Annotated in this window: 15 protein-coding genes; 8 read left to right on the forward strand and 7 right to left on the reverse strand. The window is 70.8% G+C overall.

What is annotated here, in order from left to right; all coding sequences use genetic code 11:
• The coding region (locus MBTS_RS19710) for a peptidoglycan-binding domain-containing protein (protein ID WP_192216298.1) at positions 1 to 535 on the forward strand (535 nt) is incomplete at its 5' end.
• A 266-nt stretch (positions 536 to 801) separates the two neighbouring features.
• On the opposite strand, the gene MBTS_RS19715 is transcribed toward MBTS_RS19710, so the two are convergent.
• Complete coding sequence (locus MBTS_RS19715; protein ID WP_373321334.1) at positions 802 to 2,748, reverse strand: YgiQ family radical SAM protein; 1,947 nt, start codon at positions 2,746 to 2,748, stop codon at positions 802 to 804.
• 354 nt (positions 2,749 to 3,102) lie between these two features.
• On the opposite strand from MBTS_RS19715, the gene MBTS_RS19720 reads away from it, so the two are divergent.
• Positions 3,103 to 4,440, forward strand: coding sequence for a diguanylate cyclase domain-containing protein (locus MBTS_RS19720; protein WP_056149893.1), 1,338 nt, complete (start codon positions 3,103 to 3,105; stop codon positions 4,438 to 4,440).
• Between the two features lie 67 nt (positions 4,441 to 4,507).
• A complete protein-coding gene (locus MBTS_RS19725; protein ID WP_192216299.1) occupies positions 4,508 to 4,849 on the forward strand; it encodes a DUF1491 family protein in 342 nt (113 codons plus the stop codon).
• Positions 4,850 to 4,873: 24 nt separating this feature from the next.
• On the opposite strand, the gene MBTS_RS19730 is transcribed toward MBTS_RS19725, so the two are convergent.
• The 4 genes from MBTS_RS19730 to MBTS_RS19745 form a co-directional block, all read right to left on the reverse strand.
• Positions 4,874 to 6,007: a DUF2336 domain-containing protein gene (locus MBTS_RS19730; protein WP_018042247.1), complete on the reverse strand. Its 1,134-nt coding sequence runs from the start codon at positions 6,005 to 6,007 to the stop codon at positions 4,874 to 4,876.
• A gap of 107 nt (positions 6,008 to 6,114) precedes the next feature.
• Entirely contained in the window at positions 6,115 to 7,695 is a 1,581-nt protein-coding gene (locus MBTS_RS19735; RefSeq protein WP_192216300.1) for a heme biosynthesis protein HemY, read from the reverse strand.
• A gap of 138 nt (positions 7,696 to 7,833) precedes the next feature.
• Positions 7,834 to 10,047, reverse strand: a complete 2,214-nt coding sequence (locus MBTS_RS19740; RefSeq protein ID WP_192216301.1) for a hypothetical protein — start codon at positions 10,045 to 10,047, stop codon at positions 7,834 to 7,836.
• A gap of 102 nt (positions 10,048 to 10,149) precedes the next feature.
• A complete protein-coding gene (locus MBTS_RS19745; RefSeq protein ID WP_192216305.1) occupies positions 10,150 to 10,893 on the reverse strand; it encodes a uroporphyrinogen-III synthase in 744 nt (247 codons plus the stop codon).
• A gap of 149 nt (positions 10,894 to 11,042) precedes the next feature.
• Here MBTS_RS19745 and tsaD point away from each other — a divergent pair, with 149 nt between their 5' ends.
• From tsaD to MBTS_RS19770, 5 genes are read left to right on the forward strand one after another with little or no spacing between them, the layout of a single operon-like run.
• A complete protein-coding gene (tsaD, locus tag MBTS_RS19750) occupies positions 11,043 to 12,086 on the forward strand; it encodes a tRNA (adenosine(37)-N6)-threonylcarbamoyltransferase complex transferase subunit TsaD (protein ID WP_018042252.1) in 1,044 nt (347 codons plus the stop codon).
• Positions 12,087 to 12,105: 19 nt separating this feature from the next.
• Positions 12,106 to 13,026, forward strand: coding sequence for a GNAT family N-acetyltransferase (locus MBTS_RS19755; protein WP_192216302.1), 921 nt, complete (start codon positions 12,106 to 12,108; stop codon positions 13,024 to 13,026).
• Positions 13,023 to 14,012, forward strand: coding sequence for an NAD(P)H-dependent glycerol-3-phosphate dehydrogenase (locus MBTS_RS19760; protein WP_056249994.1), 990 nt, complete (start codon positions 13,023 to 13,025; stop codon positions 14,010 to 14,012). The genes MBTS_RS19755 and MBTS_RS19760 overlap by 4 nt, the downstream gene beginning before the upstream one ends.
• The gene (locus MBTS_RS19765) at positions 14,009 to 14,473 is read left to right on the forward strand and encodes an opioid growth factor receptor-related protein (protein ID WP_192216303.1); all 465 of its coding nucleotides are present in this window, start codon (positions 14,009 to 14,011) and stop codon (positions 14,471 to 14,473) included. Before MBTS_RS19760 ends, MBTS_RS19765 begins: the two co-directional genes overlap by 4 nt.
• Before the next feature lie 50 nt (positions 14,474 to 14,523).
• On the forward strand, positions 14,524 to 14,940 hold the full coding sequence (locus MBTS_RS19770; protein WP_192216304.1) for an EVE domain-containing protein: 417 nt from the start codon (positions 14,524 to 14,526) through the stop codon (positions 14,938 to 14,940).
• Positions 14,941 to 14,977: 37 nt separating this feature from the next.
• On the opposite strand, the gene MBTS_RS19775 is transcribed toward MBTS_RS19770, so the two are convergent.
• Positions 14,978 to 15,640, reverse strand: coding sequence for a response regulator (locus tag MBTS_RS19775; RefSeq protein WP_018042257.1), 663 nt, complete (start codon positions 15,638 to 15,640; stop codon positions 14,978 to 14,980).
• A complete protein-coding gene (locus MBTS_RS19780) occupies positions 15,637 to 17,082 on the reverse strand; it encodes an ATP-binding protein (RefSeq protein ID WP_192216306.1) in 1,446 nt (481 codons plus the stop codon). Before MBTS_RS19780 ends, MBTS_RS19775 begins: the two co-directional genes overlap by 4 nt.
• Positions 17,083 to 17,093 lie beyond the last annotated feature (11 nt).

Here is a 17,093-nt window from a genome sequence, read left to right on the forward strand (position 1 = left end):
GGTGGCCATCGGCGCGGTGGCGGCCGTGGCCATGAATGCGCTGGGCTACCAGGGGGGACGCCACCCCGCGCCGCTCTTCCCGACCCTCGGTAAAGGCACCGCCGCCGCCAAGTCCACGACCGGCCCGTCGCCCGAGCCGGTCAAGGTCGCGGAGGCCCCGCCGCGCAGGATCGAGGCGCCGAAGGTGGAGACGGTTCCCGAACCGAAGGCCGCCCCGGCCACCGACGCGGCGAGACCCGTGCCTAAGCCGGCGGCTGCCGCGCCCTCCACCAAGCGCGACGTCATCGCCGACATCATCAAGGCCGGGGAGACCACGGCCTCGGTGACGCCGAAACCCGATCAGGCCGTGGCGCAGGCGCAGCGGGCGCTGGTGAAGCTCGGATACGGACCGCTCGTCGCCGACGGTGTCCTCGGCCCCGGTACACGGGCGGCCATCGAGAAGTTCGAGCGCGACCGCAAGCTGCCGGTCAAGGGCGTCGCCGCCGGTCGCACCTTGCGCGAACTCGCCTCGCGCGCCGGTTCGACCAAGGGGTAGGGCAAGGAATCCGGCATTCGGAGGCGGCTCGCGGCCTCCGTGAGGCTACCGGACACACACATCTGGTCGATGCTGGTTCCCCCTATCCAAGAGGGTTCGACGTGAAGCGCGACGGGCTCCCTCTCCTTCCAGGAGAGGGGACCCGCGGTGTCCGCGAGATGCGTGAATATCGTAGGCCCACGACGAGTGGCTTTCCGTGTGTCCGCCTCAGCGCGCAGAACCCCGAAAGCCTTTCAACGCATCCGGCTATCGCACGGGCGAGACCGTCATTTCCGCAGCGGCACGCCCTTGGTGGTGAAGCGCGGCGCGCCCGGATGGCGCATGGGGCGTGGCTGGCCTCCCGGCTTACCCGAGCCCGTTCCCGGCGGCTGCGAGGACGGAATGAGCTGGTCCGGCCTCGGCCCGATGAGGTCCGCCCGGCCCATGGCCCGCAGCGCCTCGCGCAACAGGGGCCAGTTCTCGGGATCGTGGTAGCGCAGGAACGCCTTGTGCAGCCGGCGCTGCCGCATCCCCTTGATCGCGTCCACCGGCTCGCTGCCGCCGCGCCGCACGCCCTGCAACGGGTTGATCTCGGTGTGATACATGGTCGTGGCCGTCGCCATGGGCGAGGGCAGGAACGTCTGGACCTGATCGGCGCGATAGTCGTTCTTCTTGAGCCAGACGGCGAGGTTCATCATGTCCTCGTCGGTCGTGCCCGGATGCGCCGCGATGAAATACGGGATCAGGTAGTATTTCTTGCCTGCTTTCTTGGCGGCGGCGTCGAACATCTCCTTGAAGCGGTCGTAGGTGCCGATTCCCGGCTTCATCATCAGGTCGAGGGGGCCGCGCTCGGTGTGCTCGGGGGCGATCTTGAGACGGCCGCCGACATGGTGGGTCACGAGCTCCTCGACGTATTCGGGGCTTCGCACCGCCAGATCGTAGCGCACGCCGGAGGCGACCATCACCTTCTTGACGCCCTCCACCTCGCGGACCTTGCGATAGAGCCGGATCAGGTCGTCGTGCGAAGTGTTCAGGTTCGGGCAGATGTCCGGGAAGACGCAGGACGGCAGGCGGCAGGCCGCCTCGATCTTCGGGTCCTTGCACGCCATCCGGTACATGTTGGCCGTGGGGCCACCAACGTCGGAGATCACCCCCGTGAAACCCGGCGTCTTGTCGCGGATCAGTTCGATCTCGCGCAGGATCGAGCCCTCCGAGCGGTTCTGGATGACGCGGCCTTCGTGCTCGGTGATGGAGCAGAAGGTGCAGCCGCCAAAGCAGCCGCGCATGATCGTCACCGAGAACTTGATCATGTCCCAGGCGGGGATCTTCGCGTCGCCGTAGGAGGGATGGGGCGCGCGGGCGTAGGGCAGGTCGTAGACCGCATCCATCTCGTCGCTGGAGAGCGGGATCGGCGGCGGGTTCAGCCACAGGTCGCGGTCGCCGTGGCGCTGGACGAGGGGGCGGGCGTTGCCGGGATTGGCCTCCCGGTGCAGCACCCGCGAGGCGCGGGCATAGGCCTCCTTGTCGTCCTTGACCTCGTCGTAGGCGGGGAGCCGGATCACGGTCTCGCCGGGGCGGCGGGAAGCGGCCTCGTCGGCCGAATCGAGATCGTCGGCGGGCAGCTCGGTGTAATGCTCGGGCACGCGGCGGAACAGGGCCACGCCCCGGACCGAGTCGAGTTCGTTCGGCGCTGCGCCGGCGGCGAGGCGGTTCGCCACCTCGACCACGGCGCGCTCGGCATTGCCGTAGAGCAGCAGGTCGGCCTTCGCGTCCGCCAGGATCGAGCGGCGCACCTTGTCGGACCAGTAATCGTAATGGGCGATGCGGCGCAGGGACGCCTCGATGCCGCCCAGGACGATCGGCACGTCCTTGTAGGCCTCGCGGCAGCGCTGCGTGTAGACGATGGTGCAGCGGTCCGGGCGGGCGCCGCCTTGTCCGCCCGCCGTGTAGGCGTCGTCGCTTCGCAGGCGACGATCCGCCGTGTAGCGGTTCACCATCGAATCGAGATTGCCGCCTGTGACGCCGAAGAACACCCTCGGCCGGCCGAGCGCCTTGAACGGCTCCGCCGATTGCCAGTCGGGCTGGGCGATGATGCCGACCCGGAACCCTTGCGATTCGAGCAGCCGGCCGATGATCGCCATCCCGAAGCTCGGATGATCGACATAGGCGTCACCCGTCACCAGGACGATGTCGCAGGCATCCCACCCGAGCGCGTCCATCTCGGCGCGGCTCATGGGCAGGAACGGCGCCGCCTTCCCGTAAAGCGGCAGCTTGCAGGCGATGGGAGCCGGTGAGCGACTCGCGGAAACTTGGAGGTCCATGGGGTCTGCATAGACCGCCGAAGCTCAGAGCTCAACGAAGGGCGAGGGAGCCGGGCGCCATGTCGAACGCTTGCGTCGTCTCGCCACCCGCCACGACGAGCCGACGCGCAAGAATACCTCCGCCCTCGCGCTCGCCGCGGTCATCGCCGTCCGGTGCCGATTGCATCGAGCACCCGATCTACTGGCGCGAAGCTTTTCCCAATCATCGCATATTAACCCATTTGCTGTTGACAATGCCTTGGTCACGCAGAGATCGGCATCCGCGGTATGACGGGATACGAAAAGGTGGGATCGATCGGCGGCCTTGCACTGCCGATCCTGCCGGCACCTGAATTCTCGGAATGCTGCCGGATCGCGCGGGCGCTCTTCAATGCGTCGGCCGCCACCGTCTGTCTTCGTGGCGAGCCCCGGACCTGGACGGATCTTGGCCCCGACGCCGGCCCCCAGCTGAGGAATGCCGCTGAGATGGCCGATGGGAGGCCCGATTGGGAGTGGCCCGCCCTCTGGTGCGGCGACACGCGAACCGACCCGGCCTTCACCGGATGGCTGCCGGCCGGTAACGGCGACGTCGGTTTCTTTGCGAGCGCCCCGTTCGGCCCGGATCAGGTCGGCCGTCTGTCGGTGCTGGATGCCCGTCCGCAAGCCGGCTCGCCAGAGAAGAGCAGGCTCCTCACCGACCTCGCCGCCATGGCCGGGCAAATCTACGATCTGGCCCGTGCCGTGCGCGGGGCCACGGAGCGGGAGGCGGAGTTCCGTCACCTCGCGGAAATGTCCACCGATACGATCATTCGCGGCAATCTCGACGGTATCCGCCTCTACGTCTCACCCTCCATCCGGACGCTCCTCGGATACGAGCCGGAGGAACTGGTGGGACGCAAGGCGATCGACATTGCCCACCCGGACGACATCCCGAACTTCGGGCGCTTCATGCAGAACGTGCGCGACGGCCATATCGACGTCGCAGTCATCGAACTGCGTCTCCAGCACAAGAACGGTGCGTGGGTCTGGATGGAAGCATCCCTGCGCTTGAGCCGCGATCCCGATTCGCAGGTGCCGAACGGCTATGTCGTCTCTGTTCGCGACGTCGGGCGGCGCAAGCTGCTCGAAGAGCGGCTGGAACAGCTTGCGTCTTTCGATCCGCTCACCGGCCTGCCCAACCGGTCGCAGTTCAGCCAACGCCTTCAAAGCGCGCTCGACCGCTCGAGCGGCACCGGAGAGAGTGTTGCGCTCTTCTACATGGACCTCGACAACTTCAAAGGCATCAACGACACGATGGGTCATGCGGCCGGCGACAGCGTCCTGCGGGTCTGCGCGGCCCGTCTGCGCGCCGAGCTGAGGCAGGACGATTTCGTTGCCCGCCTGGGAGGTGACGAGTTCACGGCCATCCTGACCGCCGATGAATCGGAACTGCCCGAGCTGGCCCAGCGCCTCGTATCCGCGGTCGGCGCGCCGATCCCTCATGGCGGCCAGGAGTTCCGTGTCGGATTGAGCGTCGGCATCGCCCGCGCGCCGCGCGATGGTACGTCTCCGGACGTCCTGCTGTCCGCCGCCGACCGGGCGCTCTATCGTGCCAAAGCCGCCGGCCGGAATACCTTCCGGTTCTGAGTGCCTTCTCCGGCGGGCATCCGTCAGGCCGGTCCCCGCGCCACGCCTTCGGTGTTATAGGCGGGCCATGCCTCGCCTGCGCTCCGATTTCTGGGTCTCCGCCCATCTCCGCCGTCTTGCCGTCGAGGGGATCGACGCGGTGCAGCGTCGGCGCGGCGCGCCCGAGGCGGGGGCGATCTTCGTGAAGGTCGATCGCCTGGACGGGCGGGCCGATCTCTATGGTCCGGCCCCGCAATCCCTCGTCGATACCGGGGACGGGGCCGACCGCAGCTTCGTATGCTTGATGAGCGAAGCCTCGCCGCCCGATGTCGAGCTCCGCCTCGGCAAGGAACTGCGCTTCGACGACGATCTCTGGATCGTCGAGATCGACGACCGCGCGGGCCGCCACCACCTCGATCTCGCCGAGTAGGACGAGGCGAGGCCCCGGCGAGGGTCAGTTCGACGCCGATTGCCTCACGCGGCCGGGGAGGGCGGGACGAAGCGGCGCACGCTCTGCGGCGGCCGGCGCCATGCGCGGGCGGACCGCATCGGGGGCGGTGTAGGGCTGGTGGGCAGTGCCGCCGTTGAGCCGCTCGGGCAGTGGCTTGTCGAGGACCGCGCTGAGAAGGTCGCGGGCCGCGCCGCTGGGGATGGTGCGGAACAGTTTCACCAGGTCGTAGACCCGGTCCACCGAACGAGCCACGGTCTCGTTGAGGGTGAGGAAGACATACACCGCCTCCTCTTCGTGCAGTCCGGCCGCGCGAAGGGCGAGGGTGAGGAGTTCGTAGCGCTGGCTCGGGTCCGGCGTCGCGCCAAGGAAGTTGCGCTGGAGACCGAGCATCTCGGCGAGGGCCGCGACGAAACCGGCCACATCGTTTCTGCCCGAGAAGCCGGTGAGGACGGCGCCCGCCTCGCGCGGCATGGGGGGCGACGGCCGAAGGGCCGCGCGCGAACCGACCGCCCGGCCGATCGCCTCGCGCAATTCTTCGTCGGCGAAGAGGAACAGCGGTGCCAGGTCCCCCGGGGCGAGATCCGGTCGAGCGAGAAGCGCCTGGGCCAGGTCGGGCTTCGTCCGCGCGCGGCCGACGAGGAGGGCGATGGTGGTGCCCTGAAGGGCGAGCTGCCAGTTCTCGGCGAGAGCGAGATCGATGGCGGCCACGTCGCGCGAGGCCATTTCCTCGATGAGGCTGCGGCTCAGATCGGCCCTGCGGGCGATGGCGGCGGCGATGTCGGAGCCGTCGGCGAGGGCGGCTTCGATCACGCGGGCCGAGAGGTCCGGCGCCTGCGCGATGATGAGATCCCGGATCTCGCCGCCGCGCGCGGCGAGCGCCGCGAGTACGGATTGCGGGGTCGCGGGGAAGGGCGCCAGCTTGCGCGCCACGATCTCCGCCGTCTCGTCGTCGACGGTGGGGATGAGACCGCCGGCGAGGGATTCGAACGCCTCCACCGTCTTCCGGTCCCGCACCGAGGCGGTGAGGAACAGATCGGTCTGCACCCGGAGGATGACAGGTTTCAGATCGAGGTCACCGAGACGCGACAGTTCGATCAGGCCGGAGAAGTCCGGCGCATCGTCGAGAGATGGGGACATGGCACTTCGTTTACGCAGAACTCGCTGGACACAGCTTTAGCGAGCTTGCGTGAACCGACCTTTAAAGGGCGCCGCCGCGGCGGCGCCCTTCTTGCCCCATTGCGGGATCAGCCGACCAGCCGGGCCTTGGTCTCGGCCGTGGAATCGGGCCCCTTCGGCGGCGGGAACACCACCGGTGTCGCGGCGCCCGGCGCCATCGGTCCGGTGGACGGCGCGGAGGGGGCCGAGGCCATCTTGGCCCCGTTCACGGCCGTCGGTTCGGCAAGCTTCGTCGGCGCGGCCACGGGTGCACTCACCGGGGCCGGCATTTCCGTGCCCGGAATCGAGGTCGCGAGCGCCGGCTGGCTGCGGTCGTCCCCGTCGTCGAGGTCGCCGGTCACGTCGTTGTCCGACGGGCCTTCGAGCAGTTCGGTCGGTGCCTTCCAGACGAAGGCGTCGAGATGGCCGGTGACCGGCGAGACCGGCGCCCAGCGCTCCGAGGCGACCCCGTCGGCGATCCACATCGGATCGCGCGGGGCATGGGCGGCGCGGGCCAGCCATTCGCGCGCCCGGCCGGAGCCGGCACCGTGCTCGGCTTCCTCGACCTTCGCCATGGTCAGGCAGGCGCGCACCGTGGGGCGGTCCGCCATGAGAGGCGACAGGGCCTCGCGGGCCTTGCCGAATTCCTGCGCTTCCAGGGCCGCCTGCGCCAGAGCGAGGCGGGCTTCGGGATGCCAGGTGGAGATCCGCGCCAGGTTTTCCGCCCGGGCGAGCCGGTCGCGCACGGAATCGCCGACCCGCAGGCCGAGATAGACCTTGGCGAGATCCGGGTGGGGATTGGCGCGCCAGGCCGCCTCGACGATCTTGGCGGCTTTCTTCAGGTCGCCGCGCCGCGCCAGGAGGCGTCCGGCGACGCAGGCGGCGGGGACGAGGTCCGGCGCCAGCTTCACCGCGTCGAGGGCGCGCTGCGTCGCCGCCTCGGGTTCACCCGCCTCGCGGGTCTGGGCGGCGGCGGTGAGGAGCACGGCGCGCTGGCGGCGGGCGAGCCCCTTCTCGATGAGGCCCAAGGAGGCGCGGCGCTCCACCGTCTGGACGGCACCGCTCCAATCGCCATCGGCGCACTGCGCTTCGAGCATGGCCTCGTTGGCCCAGGTGACGCTGGGGGCGAGGCGTGCGGCCTCGGCGGCATAGGCGCGGGCGGCGACGTCGTCCTCGCGGCGGCGGGCTTCGACGAAGAGACCGCGCAGGCCCAGCACCCGCGTTTCGGGGTCGTTGGCCATGCGCTGGAACGCGTGTTCCGCCGCTTCGCGGTCGCCGGAAATCTGCGCCGCCTGCGCCTTCAGCAGGAGCGCCAGGGGCTCCGCGCCGAGCAGGCGCTCGGCATCGCTGGCATGGCGCCGTGCCGCGAGCGGGTCGCCCGAGCCGACCGCGACCATGCCGCGCGAGAGGGCCGAGAATCCCTTGGCCCGGCGCCGCTCCTTGGAGCCGCGGACCAGGGTCTCCGGCAGGGTGATGATGCCCCGCACGATGGCCCAGATGAAGCCGATGACGATGGCGGCGATGAACACGCCGATCAGGGCGATGGCGAGGCTGGTGGCGAGCTCGTAGCCGTTCCAGACGATGGTGACCGTGCCGGGGCGGTCGGCGATCCACGTCGCCCCGAAGGCGGCGAGGGCGAGAAGGGCTAGGAAGGCGAGGGCGCGCCACATGGGATCACGAACTCCGGAAGGTGGCGTCGGCCGGGGAGGGGACGCGCGTATCGGGAAGGGTGGGCGCGCCGCGCCCACAGATGATGATCGAGTTGGCCTCGCCCGGCATGCCGGACGGCCGAACCGGAGGGGCGATCCTCACCGGCCGGCGCCGGTGGAGGGCAGCGCCTTGAACGCATCCGCCAGCAATGCCTGCGCAGCGTCACCCGCCGCGGCGCGCGAGGCGAGCTTGGTGCCGAACTCGCCGAACTGCGCGCGCACATCCTCGGGCAGGCCGGCGAAAGCCTTGGCCGCCTCGGCGATGGCGCCGCGATCCAGGGCGTCCTGCACCTTCGGCACGGCGTCCTCGGCCGCGGCCTCGCCGGGGGCGGCGGGAGCGTCGACCTTGCGGACCTGGACGATGGATTCGGCCATGCTCATCAGGCGCTGCTTGATGTCGCCGGTCTCGGCCACCGACTTCGCCTGGGCCGCCTTGCGGATCGCGGCGATCCGCTCGGCGATGGGGCGGAACTCGGCCGCCAGACTCCGCGCCGTCGGGGCGCCCTTGTCGGCGAAGGCCGCGACGGCGGTAAGCCGCGCCGGATCACCCGGCTCGGAACTGCGCAGGGCCGCCAGCGCATCGGCATAGGGCGAGCCGGTGTTCAGCGCGCCGACGATGCGATCCGCCGCCACGACCCGCATGGCGGCCTGGACGGTGGAGGCCTCCGCACGGGTGGCCACGGCCTTGTCGAGGCCGGCGATCTTCTCGGATTGAGCCTGGAGGAGACGCTCGACGCCCTTGGCCGCTTCCGCCGCCTGCGTCTTGTTGGCGTCGACCGCCTGCTGGCTCGCCTGCGTCGCTGCCTGGACCGCTTCCGTGGCCGCCTTCACCCGCGCTTCCAGGGTCTGCTGGAGACTGGCGAGCTTCTGGGTCAGGGCCTCGTCCGCCTCCGAACTCGCCTTGGTCCTCTTCTCGAGGTCGCCCTTCAGAGCGGTGACCTGGCTCGCCAGGGCATCGTCGGACGCGGGCTTGGCCGCATTCTCCACCTTGCCCTCGACGGCCTTAAGCCTGTCGTCGAGGCCGGACAGCGCCTGGGGCGAGATCGCGGTGAGGGCGGCGTTGCCGGACTGGTCGCGGCCGGGCTCTTCCTGCAGGGCGGCCACGCGCTGGTCGAGCCCGTCGAGGCGGGCGACGAGATCCTGCGGCAGGGCCGCCGCGGGGGCGGACCCCTCGGCCGGCGGGCTCGCCGAGACGGAACCCGCCTTCTGCAACGCGTCCTTGGCGGCCGCATCGGCGGAGCGGATGGCCTCCGGCAGCGGCTTCAGGGTGGCCTCGTTGGCCCCGATCCGCCTGTCGAGGGCGGCAAGAGCGTCCTTCGGCGCGAGCGTCGCGATCTTCTGGTCGAGGGCGGCGATGCGCCCGTCGTCAGCGACCCCAAGGGCACCGGAACGCTCGACGGCAAAGAGCAGGCCCGCGCCGATCACGCCGCCGAGGAGCCCAGCCGCCGCTACCGAGCCGAAGCCGGCCCCGCCGCGCTTGGGTTCGGTCGCGGCAACGGCCGGTCCGATCTTGGGCGTCGTCGAGCCGGCGGGCTTGGTATCGGAGCCTGCGGGCTTGGCATCGGAGCCAGTGGGCTTGGTATCGGAGCCAGTGGGCTTGGCATCCGACGGGGAGGAGGCCTTGTCCGCGCTCGTGGTGAAGGTGCCCGAGCCGGAGGGCTTCGTCGCGCTCGACGCGGAGCCGGTCTTCGCGGCCTCGGCCGGATCGGGAACCCGCTTGGCCTTCAGGTCGATGATCGGCCCATCGGTGAGATCCGCCTTCGACGACATGGACTGAGCGCCGCTGCCGGATGCGCCGGTCTTCGGCGGGTCGGTCCTCATGGAAGACGGATTTGCGCCCGCAGCGCCCGGACCGGCGGCCTTGGGAGGCTCGGATTTGAGACCACCGGCCTTGCCGGCGTCGAAGGGCGATGCCGCCGGCTTGGGCGGCTCGGATTTGACGGGCTCGTTCTGGAGAGCAGCCGCCTTCGCGGCATCGGGCTTCGTATCGACCGGCTTTGCTTCCGGGGGCTTGGCTTCGAGAGGCTTGCCTTCGGGAGGCTTGGGAGCCGTCGAGACCGGTGGCACGGCGGGCTTGGGTGCATCGGTCCTGGCCGGCTGAGACGGCGATGCCGCAGGCTGCGTCGACGGCTTGACCGCACCGGGATTGGTCGCGCCGGGGGGCGTGGCACCGAGCGTCGTGGAGCCGGGAGTCGTCGTGACGGGCTTGGCCGTCTCAGGCTTGGCCGCCTCGGGCTTGCCTGCTTCTGGCTTGGGGCCGTTCGGCCCCGTCGGAGTTCCCGGACCTTTTCCGTCGCTGTTGGATGGATTCACGGGCGTCTTGCTCCCTTCCCGACTTGCGTCTGCCGCATGAAGCACCCCCGGCGCGTGTCGCGCTCGGTCTGCCGCCCTGCGGTCACAGCGTATGCGTTCGTCCTAACACCGAGGCCGCGGCCTCGGCGAGACCGCTTGTCGGAAACCTGATGTCAGACCCGCGAGAAGTGATTCCTCGTTGGCCTGTTCCGCGACGAAATGGGGGGCGATCCCGGCCTGGGCCAGGGGAACCGCCACGTCCGCCGACAAGCAGTAATGCCTGAGCGCCGCGAAAGCTCCGCCATATCCCGCTTGCCAAGCGAGTTCGCAAGCCGTGGCCGCGCTTCTTCGTGAGTAGTGCAGCACGCCTGTCAGGGTGGAGGGGGGGCCGAGCGCCGTCGCCACGACGGCGGGCAGCGAAGCGACGGGTCGCGCGCCATAGGCGATGTGGGTCGTCACCCGGAACCCCGCTCGGGTCAGGGATGCCGCCGGCTCCGCCTTGCGGTCCTCTCCGGCCAGATGCAGGAGCGATGCTCCCGGAGAGACCTCCCGCACCACGAGGTCGACGAGATCGGCGGCGTTTCCATCCGCCGTCTTCACGGAGACGAACCCGCATTCGCGCGCCAATACCGCCGTGCGCGCGCCAACGGCGAAGACCGGGAGGTGGTGTATCGGCCGCCACTGCGAGGCTTGCCGAAGCGCGTTCGCGCTGGTGACGAGAACGCCGTCGAAGACGCCCGGAGGCGGGGGCGCCCCGGTCGCCTCCACCACGAGGACCGGCGCCACCAAGGGCTCGTAGCCCAAAGCGGCGAGCCGCCCGGCCGTGCGCGTGGCCCCCGGCTCGGGCCGCGCGATCCATATCCGCATCGCCACCATCACCCCGGATTCGCCCTTCGCCGCGGCGTTGGCAAGCCGCTTCGATGACACGTCCTTTCGGCGGGTGCCCATCGTTGCCCTCGGGCGCTATGCCCGGCTAGGGTGGAGACCTCCGTTTCCGTAAAGTCCAAAGCATCGCCATGAACGTCCTCGGCATCGAAACGACCTGCGACGAGACGGCCGCCTCGATCGTCATGCCGGGCGAGGACGGGCGCGGCCGCATCCTCTCCAACGAGGTGCTGAGCCAGATCGCCGAGCACGCGGCCTATGGCGGCGTCGTGCCCGAGATCGCGGCCCGCGCCCATGTGGAGGTCCTCGACCGCCTCGTGGCCCGCGCCCTCGACACGGCCGGGATGACGCTGTCGCAGGTGGACGGCATCGCCGTGGCGGCGGGGCCGGGCCTGATCGGCGGGGTACTGATCGGCCTCGTCACCGCCAAGACCCTGTCGCTGGTGGCGCGAAAGCCCCTCATCGCGGTGAACCATCTGGAGGCGCATGCGCTGACGGCCCGGCTCACCGACGGCATCGGCTTTCCCTACCTGCTGCTGCTCGCCTCCGGCGGGCACACGCAGCTCGTGGCGGTGAAGGGGGTCGGCGATTACGTCCGCCTCGGCACCACCGTGGACGATGCCATCGGCGAAGCGTTCGACAAGGTGGCCAAGCTCCTGGGCCTCGGCTATCCGGGCGGCCCCGAGGTGGAGCGCATGGCCGAGACCGGCAATCCCGAGCGGTTCGCCCTGCCGCGGCCCATGCTCGGCCGCCGCGAGCCGAACTTCTCCCTCTCCGGCCTCAAGACCGCCCTGCGGATCGAGGCCGAGCGGCTGGCCCCGCTCTCCGGCGCCGATGTGGCCGATCTCTGCGCCAGTTTCCAGGCGGCGGTGGTGGATGTGGTGGTGGACAGGGTCCGTGTCGCCTTGCGCGAATTCGGCTCCATCGCGGGCCATCCGACCGCCCTCGTCGCCGCCGGCGGGGTCGCCGCCAATGGCGCGATCCGGCGGGCGCTGACGACCCAGGCCAACGAGGCCGGTCTCACTTTCGTGGCCCCGCCCCTCTCCCTCTGCGGCGATAACGGCGCGATGATCGCCTGGGCGGGGATCGAGCGCCTGCGCCTCGGCCTCGTGGACGATCTCACCGCGCCCGCCCGCGCCCGCTGGCCCTTCGCCGAGGCGGCGGCGGTTGCCTAAGGGTCTTTTGACAGGGACCGTGCCACCCGTCGCCCTGCAGAGGCGCTGGCGCGACCTCGTCGACCGGCGTCTCCCCCAGGCCGCCCGTGCCCGGCCGGAATGGCCGGTGCGCGTCGATCATTGTTTCGCGCGCATCCTTCTCGACAATGCCTGCGGCGGCCCCTGGCGCGAGAGCGTCGCCCCGCCGGCCTGGGCCAACATGCCGCCCGACCGACTGGCCTTCGCCATCGATCTCGGCGAGGCGGTGCTGGCGGCGAAGGCCGATCTCGGGCTCCTGAACCGGCGCTCCCTCGCCTGGCGCGGCAAGATCGGGCGCGCGGTCCCCACCTCGACCCCCGCCTCGCTCACGGGGCAGGGTTTCGTCCTCCGGCGCTGGATCAGGGCCGACGACGCGCCCTTCGCCGCGCTCAATGCCGATCCGGAGGTGATGCGGCATTTCCCCTCCACCAAGAACCGGAGCGAGAGCCTGATCGAGGCGCGGGCCATCGACCGGCGCTTCGAGTCCGATGGGTTCGGTCCCTGGGCGGTGGAGGTGCCGGGGGAGGGGTTCGTCGGCTTCGTCGGCGCCATGCGGTTGATCCGCCCGATGCCGTTCGCCGGCGGGGAGACCGCGGGGGCGAACGTGGAGATCGGCTGGCGCCTCGCCCGTTCGGCCTGGGGGCGCGGTCTCGCCACGAGAGCCGCCACGCTCGCCCTCGCCGACCTGTTCGGGCGCTGCGGCGTGCCGGCGGTGGTGGCCTTCACGGCCACCGGCAACACACCCTCCCGTCGGGTCATGGAGCGGCTCGGCATGGCTTTCTCGGAGGACTTCCTCCATCCCGCCCTGCCGGCGGACCACCCCCTCCAGCCGCACGTGCTCTATCGCCTGAGGGCGGAGGGGGCGTTCGCCGAGGGGGGCCAGGCGCCAACGGACAAAGCGCCAGAGGATCATCGATCATGAGCGACCGGATTGCGGTGGTGGGCGGCGGCGCCTGGGGAACGGCGCTGGCCAACGCGGCGGCGGCCACGGGGCGGCCCGTGACCCTGTGGCTGCGCGACGGGGAGGCCGCCGCTCGGCTTCAGGCCAGCCGCGAGAACGCCCGCTACCTGCCCGGCGTGACGCTGCACGACGGCATCCGCGCCACCGGCGAAGCGCGCGATCTCGCCGGGGCGGGCATCGTCCTGCTGGTGACGCCGGCCCAGACCCTGCGCGGCGTTCTGGAAAATCTCCGCTCGTCCATCGATCCGCAGGCGGCCATCGTGCTCTGCGCCAAGGGGATCGAGCGCGGCAGCGACGCCTTCATGAGCGCGGTGGCTGCCGAAGCGATGCCCGGCGCGTCGGTGGCGGTCCTGTCCGGCCCGAGCTTCGCGGCGGATGTCGCCCGCAACCTGCCCACCGCCGTGACCCTGGCCGCCGGGGACGGCGATCTGGCCGGCCGCCTCGCCGCCGCCCTGTCCGGTCCGGCTCTGCGCGTCTACCACACCGACGACGTGCGCGGCGTCGAGATCGGCGGGGCGGGCAAGAACGTCCTCGCCATCGCCTCCGGCATCGTCGCGGGGCGCGGCCTCGGCGAGAGCGCCCGTGCCGCCCTCATCGCACGGGCCTTCGCCGAGTTGATGCGCTTCGCCCGCGCCTATGGCGGGCGGCCCGAGACCCTGATGGGCCTCTCCGGTCTCGGCGACCTCGTATTGACCGCCTCCTCGCCGCAATCGCGCAACTTCGCCTTCGGCCAGCGCCTCGGCGCCGGGGCCACCCCGGAGGAAGCCTCCGGCGGCAAGCTCGCGGAAGGCGCCTTCACCGCCGCCGCCCTCATCGCCCTGGCGCGCCGCAACGCGGTGGAGATGCCGGTGGCCGAGGCCGTGGCCGCCATCGTCTCCGGGGAAGCGAGCGTCGACGCCGTGGTGGCGGGCCTCCTCGCCCGCCCCCTCAAGCGGGAAGCCGAATGAGCACGGGGCCGATCCACGCTTACCTTGCCGGTCACGGACGCGACGGCGCGCGTCGCAGCCTCGCCGACATCCTCGCCTTCGACGATGCGCGGATCGAGGGCGTCCACGACTACATCCAATGGTGCTTTCCCCTGGCCGAGGCCAGCCGCGCGGTGCCGGGCGCCCCGGTGCTCGGGCGCGACGAGGCCGAGGCGATCCGCGCCGACGAGGCCGCGCGAGAAGGCCTGCGCTCGGCGCTGGCGCGGATGCGGCTCTTCTATACCCGCACCGACGGCTGGCTCCGCCCCTACGACCACAACCACCTTCGCATCACCCGGATCCTCACCGCGACCCGCCTCCTCCTCGGTCCGGACGAGGCGGAGGCGTTCCACGCCTTCGTGACCGCGCGCAACGCACAAGCCGGCTCGCCCATCAACCAGGACAGCCTGCGCTACTGGGGATCGGCCCTCCGCGACGCCTGACGGCCACGCTTTCCCGCGCTAAGGAGGCGCGACGATCGAAAAGGCGACCGATGGCGCACTGGCTCTACAAATCCGAACCCAAGACCTGGTCCTGGGACCAGCAGGTCGAGGCGGGGGAGCACGGCACGCCCTGGAACGGGGTGCGCAACCACGTGGCCAAGCTCAACCTCATGGCGATGCAGGTGGGCGAGCGCGGGTTCTTCTACCATTCCAACGAGGGCAAGGCGGTGGTGGGGGTCGTCGAGGTGATCCGCCCCTATTACCCGGACGACACCGACCCGACCGGCCGGTTCGGCATGGTCGACCTGCGGGCCGTCGAGCCTCTGGCGCGTCCGGTGACCCTGGAGGCGATCAAGGCCGAGCCCCGCCTGAAGGCGATGGTGCTCGCCAACAATTCCCGCCTGTCGGTGCAGCCGGTGACGGAGGAGGAATGGAGGATCGTGCGGGAGATGGGTGGGCTGGGCTGACCATCCGGCACCCGCGCCGTCACGACGGCGACGCGGTTCAGCCCTGCCGCTGCGCCTGGGTCACCGCCACGTGGATGAGTTCGGCCAGCGTCCGCACGCCGAGCTTCTGGCGCATCTGCGAGCAGGCGTTGGTGACGGTCTTGTAGCTCACCGACAGGTCGCTCGCGATGGCGCCGTAGGACTTGCCCTGGGCGAGGCGGGTGAGGATCTGCTGCTCGCGCGGGGTCAACTGGCTTTCGGGCGTGCGGCGCGGATCGGTGCGCAGCATGGCGACCTCGGTGGCCAGACGCCGGTCGAGATAGACCTGGCCGGAACGGACCTTCTCGAACGCCTCGAACAATTCCACCGAGGCGTGGTCCTTCAGCACGTAGCCCAGCGCCCCGGCCTCCAGAGCCCGCGAGACGATCACCGGGTCGTTGTGCATGCTGAAGACGAGGATGCGGATGCCGGGCGAGGCGCTGCGCATCCGGCGGATGAGATCGAGACCCGCGAGCCCGCTGCCCTGGAAGGTCAGGTCGCAGATCACCATCGAGGGGCGCAGGCGGAAGAACAGGCGATAGCCGGCCACTGTGCTGGTGGCCTCGGCGATCCGCTCGATTCCGGCGTCTTCGAGGACGCGGCGGCAGCCCTGGAGGACGATCGGATGATCGTCGATCACGAGGACGGGCGCCTGGGTCGATGTCGGTGTGAACGCGTTCATGCGGGAACGATCGGGCTCGTGTCCTCGGCCCGCTCGGGATCGAGCGGTATCGCTATCCGGACAACCGTCCCCGGCGCCGCATTGTCAAGCCGAAATGTGCCGCTGAGCGCTTCCACGCGCTCCCGCATCCCCGATAAACCCATTCCGCCGCGAAACCCGCCATCGAGGCTGGCGGATGGGGTGCCGTGGTCGGCGGGCAGGCCGGTGCCGTCGTCGCGGATGACGAGGCGCAGTTCGTCGGCGACCGCGCGCTCGCTCGCCTCCACCGTCACGGTGCGGGCCGCGCCATGGCGCACGGCGTTGGTCATGCTCTCCTGGATGCAGCGGAACACCGTGAGATCGATGAGGTCGCCGTAGCCGCGGGCGAGATCGGTGAACGTCCCCGAGAACGTCGTCCCCGGATGGCGGCTGCGGAAGTTGCGCAGGAGCAGCTGCAGGCACTCGGCGAGCGGCACCTGCCCGAGGGCGTGCGGGCGCAGGCGGTTGAGGAGGTCGCGGTTGAGGCCCTGGACCTGACCGACGATGGTGCTGATCTCCTCGGCGCGGGCGGCGAGCTTGCTGCGGTCGGGCTCGGTGGCGCCCTGCGCCATCCGCGTCACCGAGGCGGCGTTCGCCTCCAGGGCGAAGAGGCAGGGGCCGAACTCGTCGTGGAGCTCCAGGGCCGTGCGGCGCCGCTCGTCGTCCTGGGCGGTGAGAAGCTGCCGGTTGAGGCGGCCGTTCGCGGCGCGGGCCTCGGCGAGCGCCCCGGCCACGCTGTTGAAGCGCTCGGCGATGACGGCGAGTTCCCGCGAGGCCGGCGGGTCGAGCCGCGCGGTGTAATCGTGCCGCTCCAGTTGGGTCAGCCCGTCGGCGAGCTGGGTCAGGGGGGCGAGGACCCGGCCGAAGGCGATGTAGAGGGCGCCGAGCAGGCCGAGATTGAGGCACAGGCTCGCCAGCGAGAGGGAGACGGTATAGCCCCAGACCTCGTCGATCTCGTCGAGGGGCTCCGTGGTGATGAGGGCGGTGCCGATCCGATGCTCCTGCGCCACGATGGGCAGGTCGTCCCGCTGCGGCGTCGGGGCGATCAGCTCGGCGAACCAGCGCGGCGCCAGATGGGTCTCGCGGCGGGGGCGGGGATTGGCGAGGGCCACCTTGCGGCCCTCCGCATCGAAGACCGCGACCCGGACGTGGCGAAGCCCCTGGACGCGCAGTTCCAGGGTCTGGAGCAGGCGCGCGGGCGAATCGGACTGGGCGAGACCGATCGTATCGGAGACGATCAGCTCGATATTGGCCAAAGCCGCCTTCATCTCCACCTCCACCGCCGAGCGGGCGTTCACCACGATCAGGCTGAAGGAGACGAGGGCGGCCAGGAGGTCGATGGCGAGGACGAGGACGACGAGGCGTGCCCGCGTCGGCAGGGCGGCCCAGGTCGGGCGTCGCGAGGCGCCACTCGCGGTGTCCACGGGGGGAGGGC

It is taken from the genome of Methylobacterium bullatum, assembly GCF_014845095.1.
In the GTDB taxonomy this organism is placed as follows: domain Bacteria; phylum Pseudomonadota; class Alphaproteobacteria; order Rhizobiales; family Beijerinckiaceae; genus Methylobacterium; species Methylobacterium bullatum.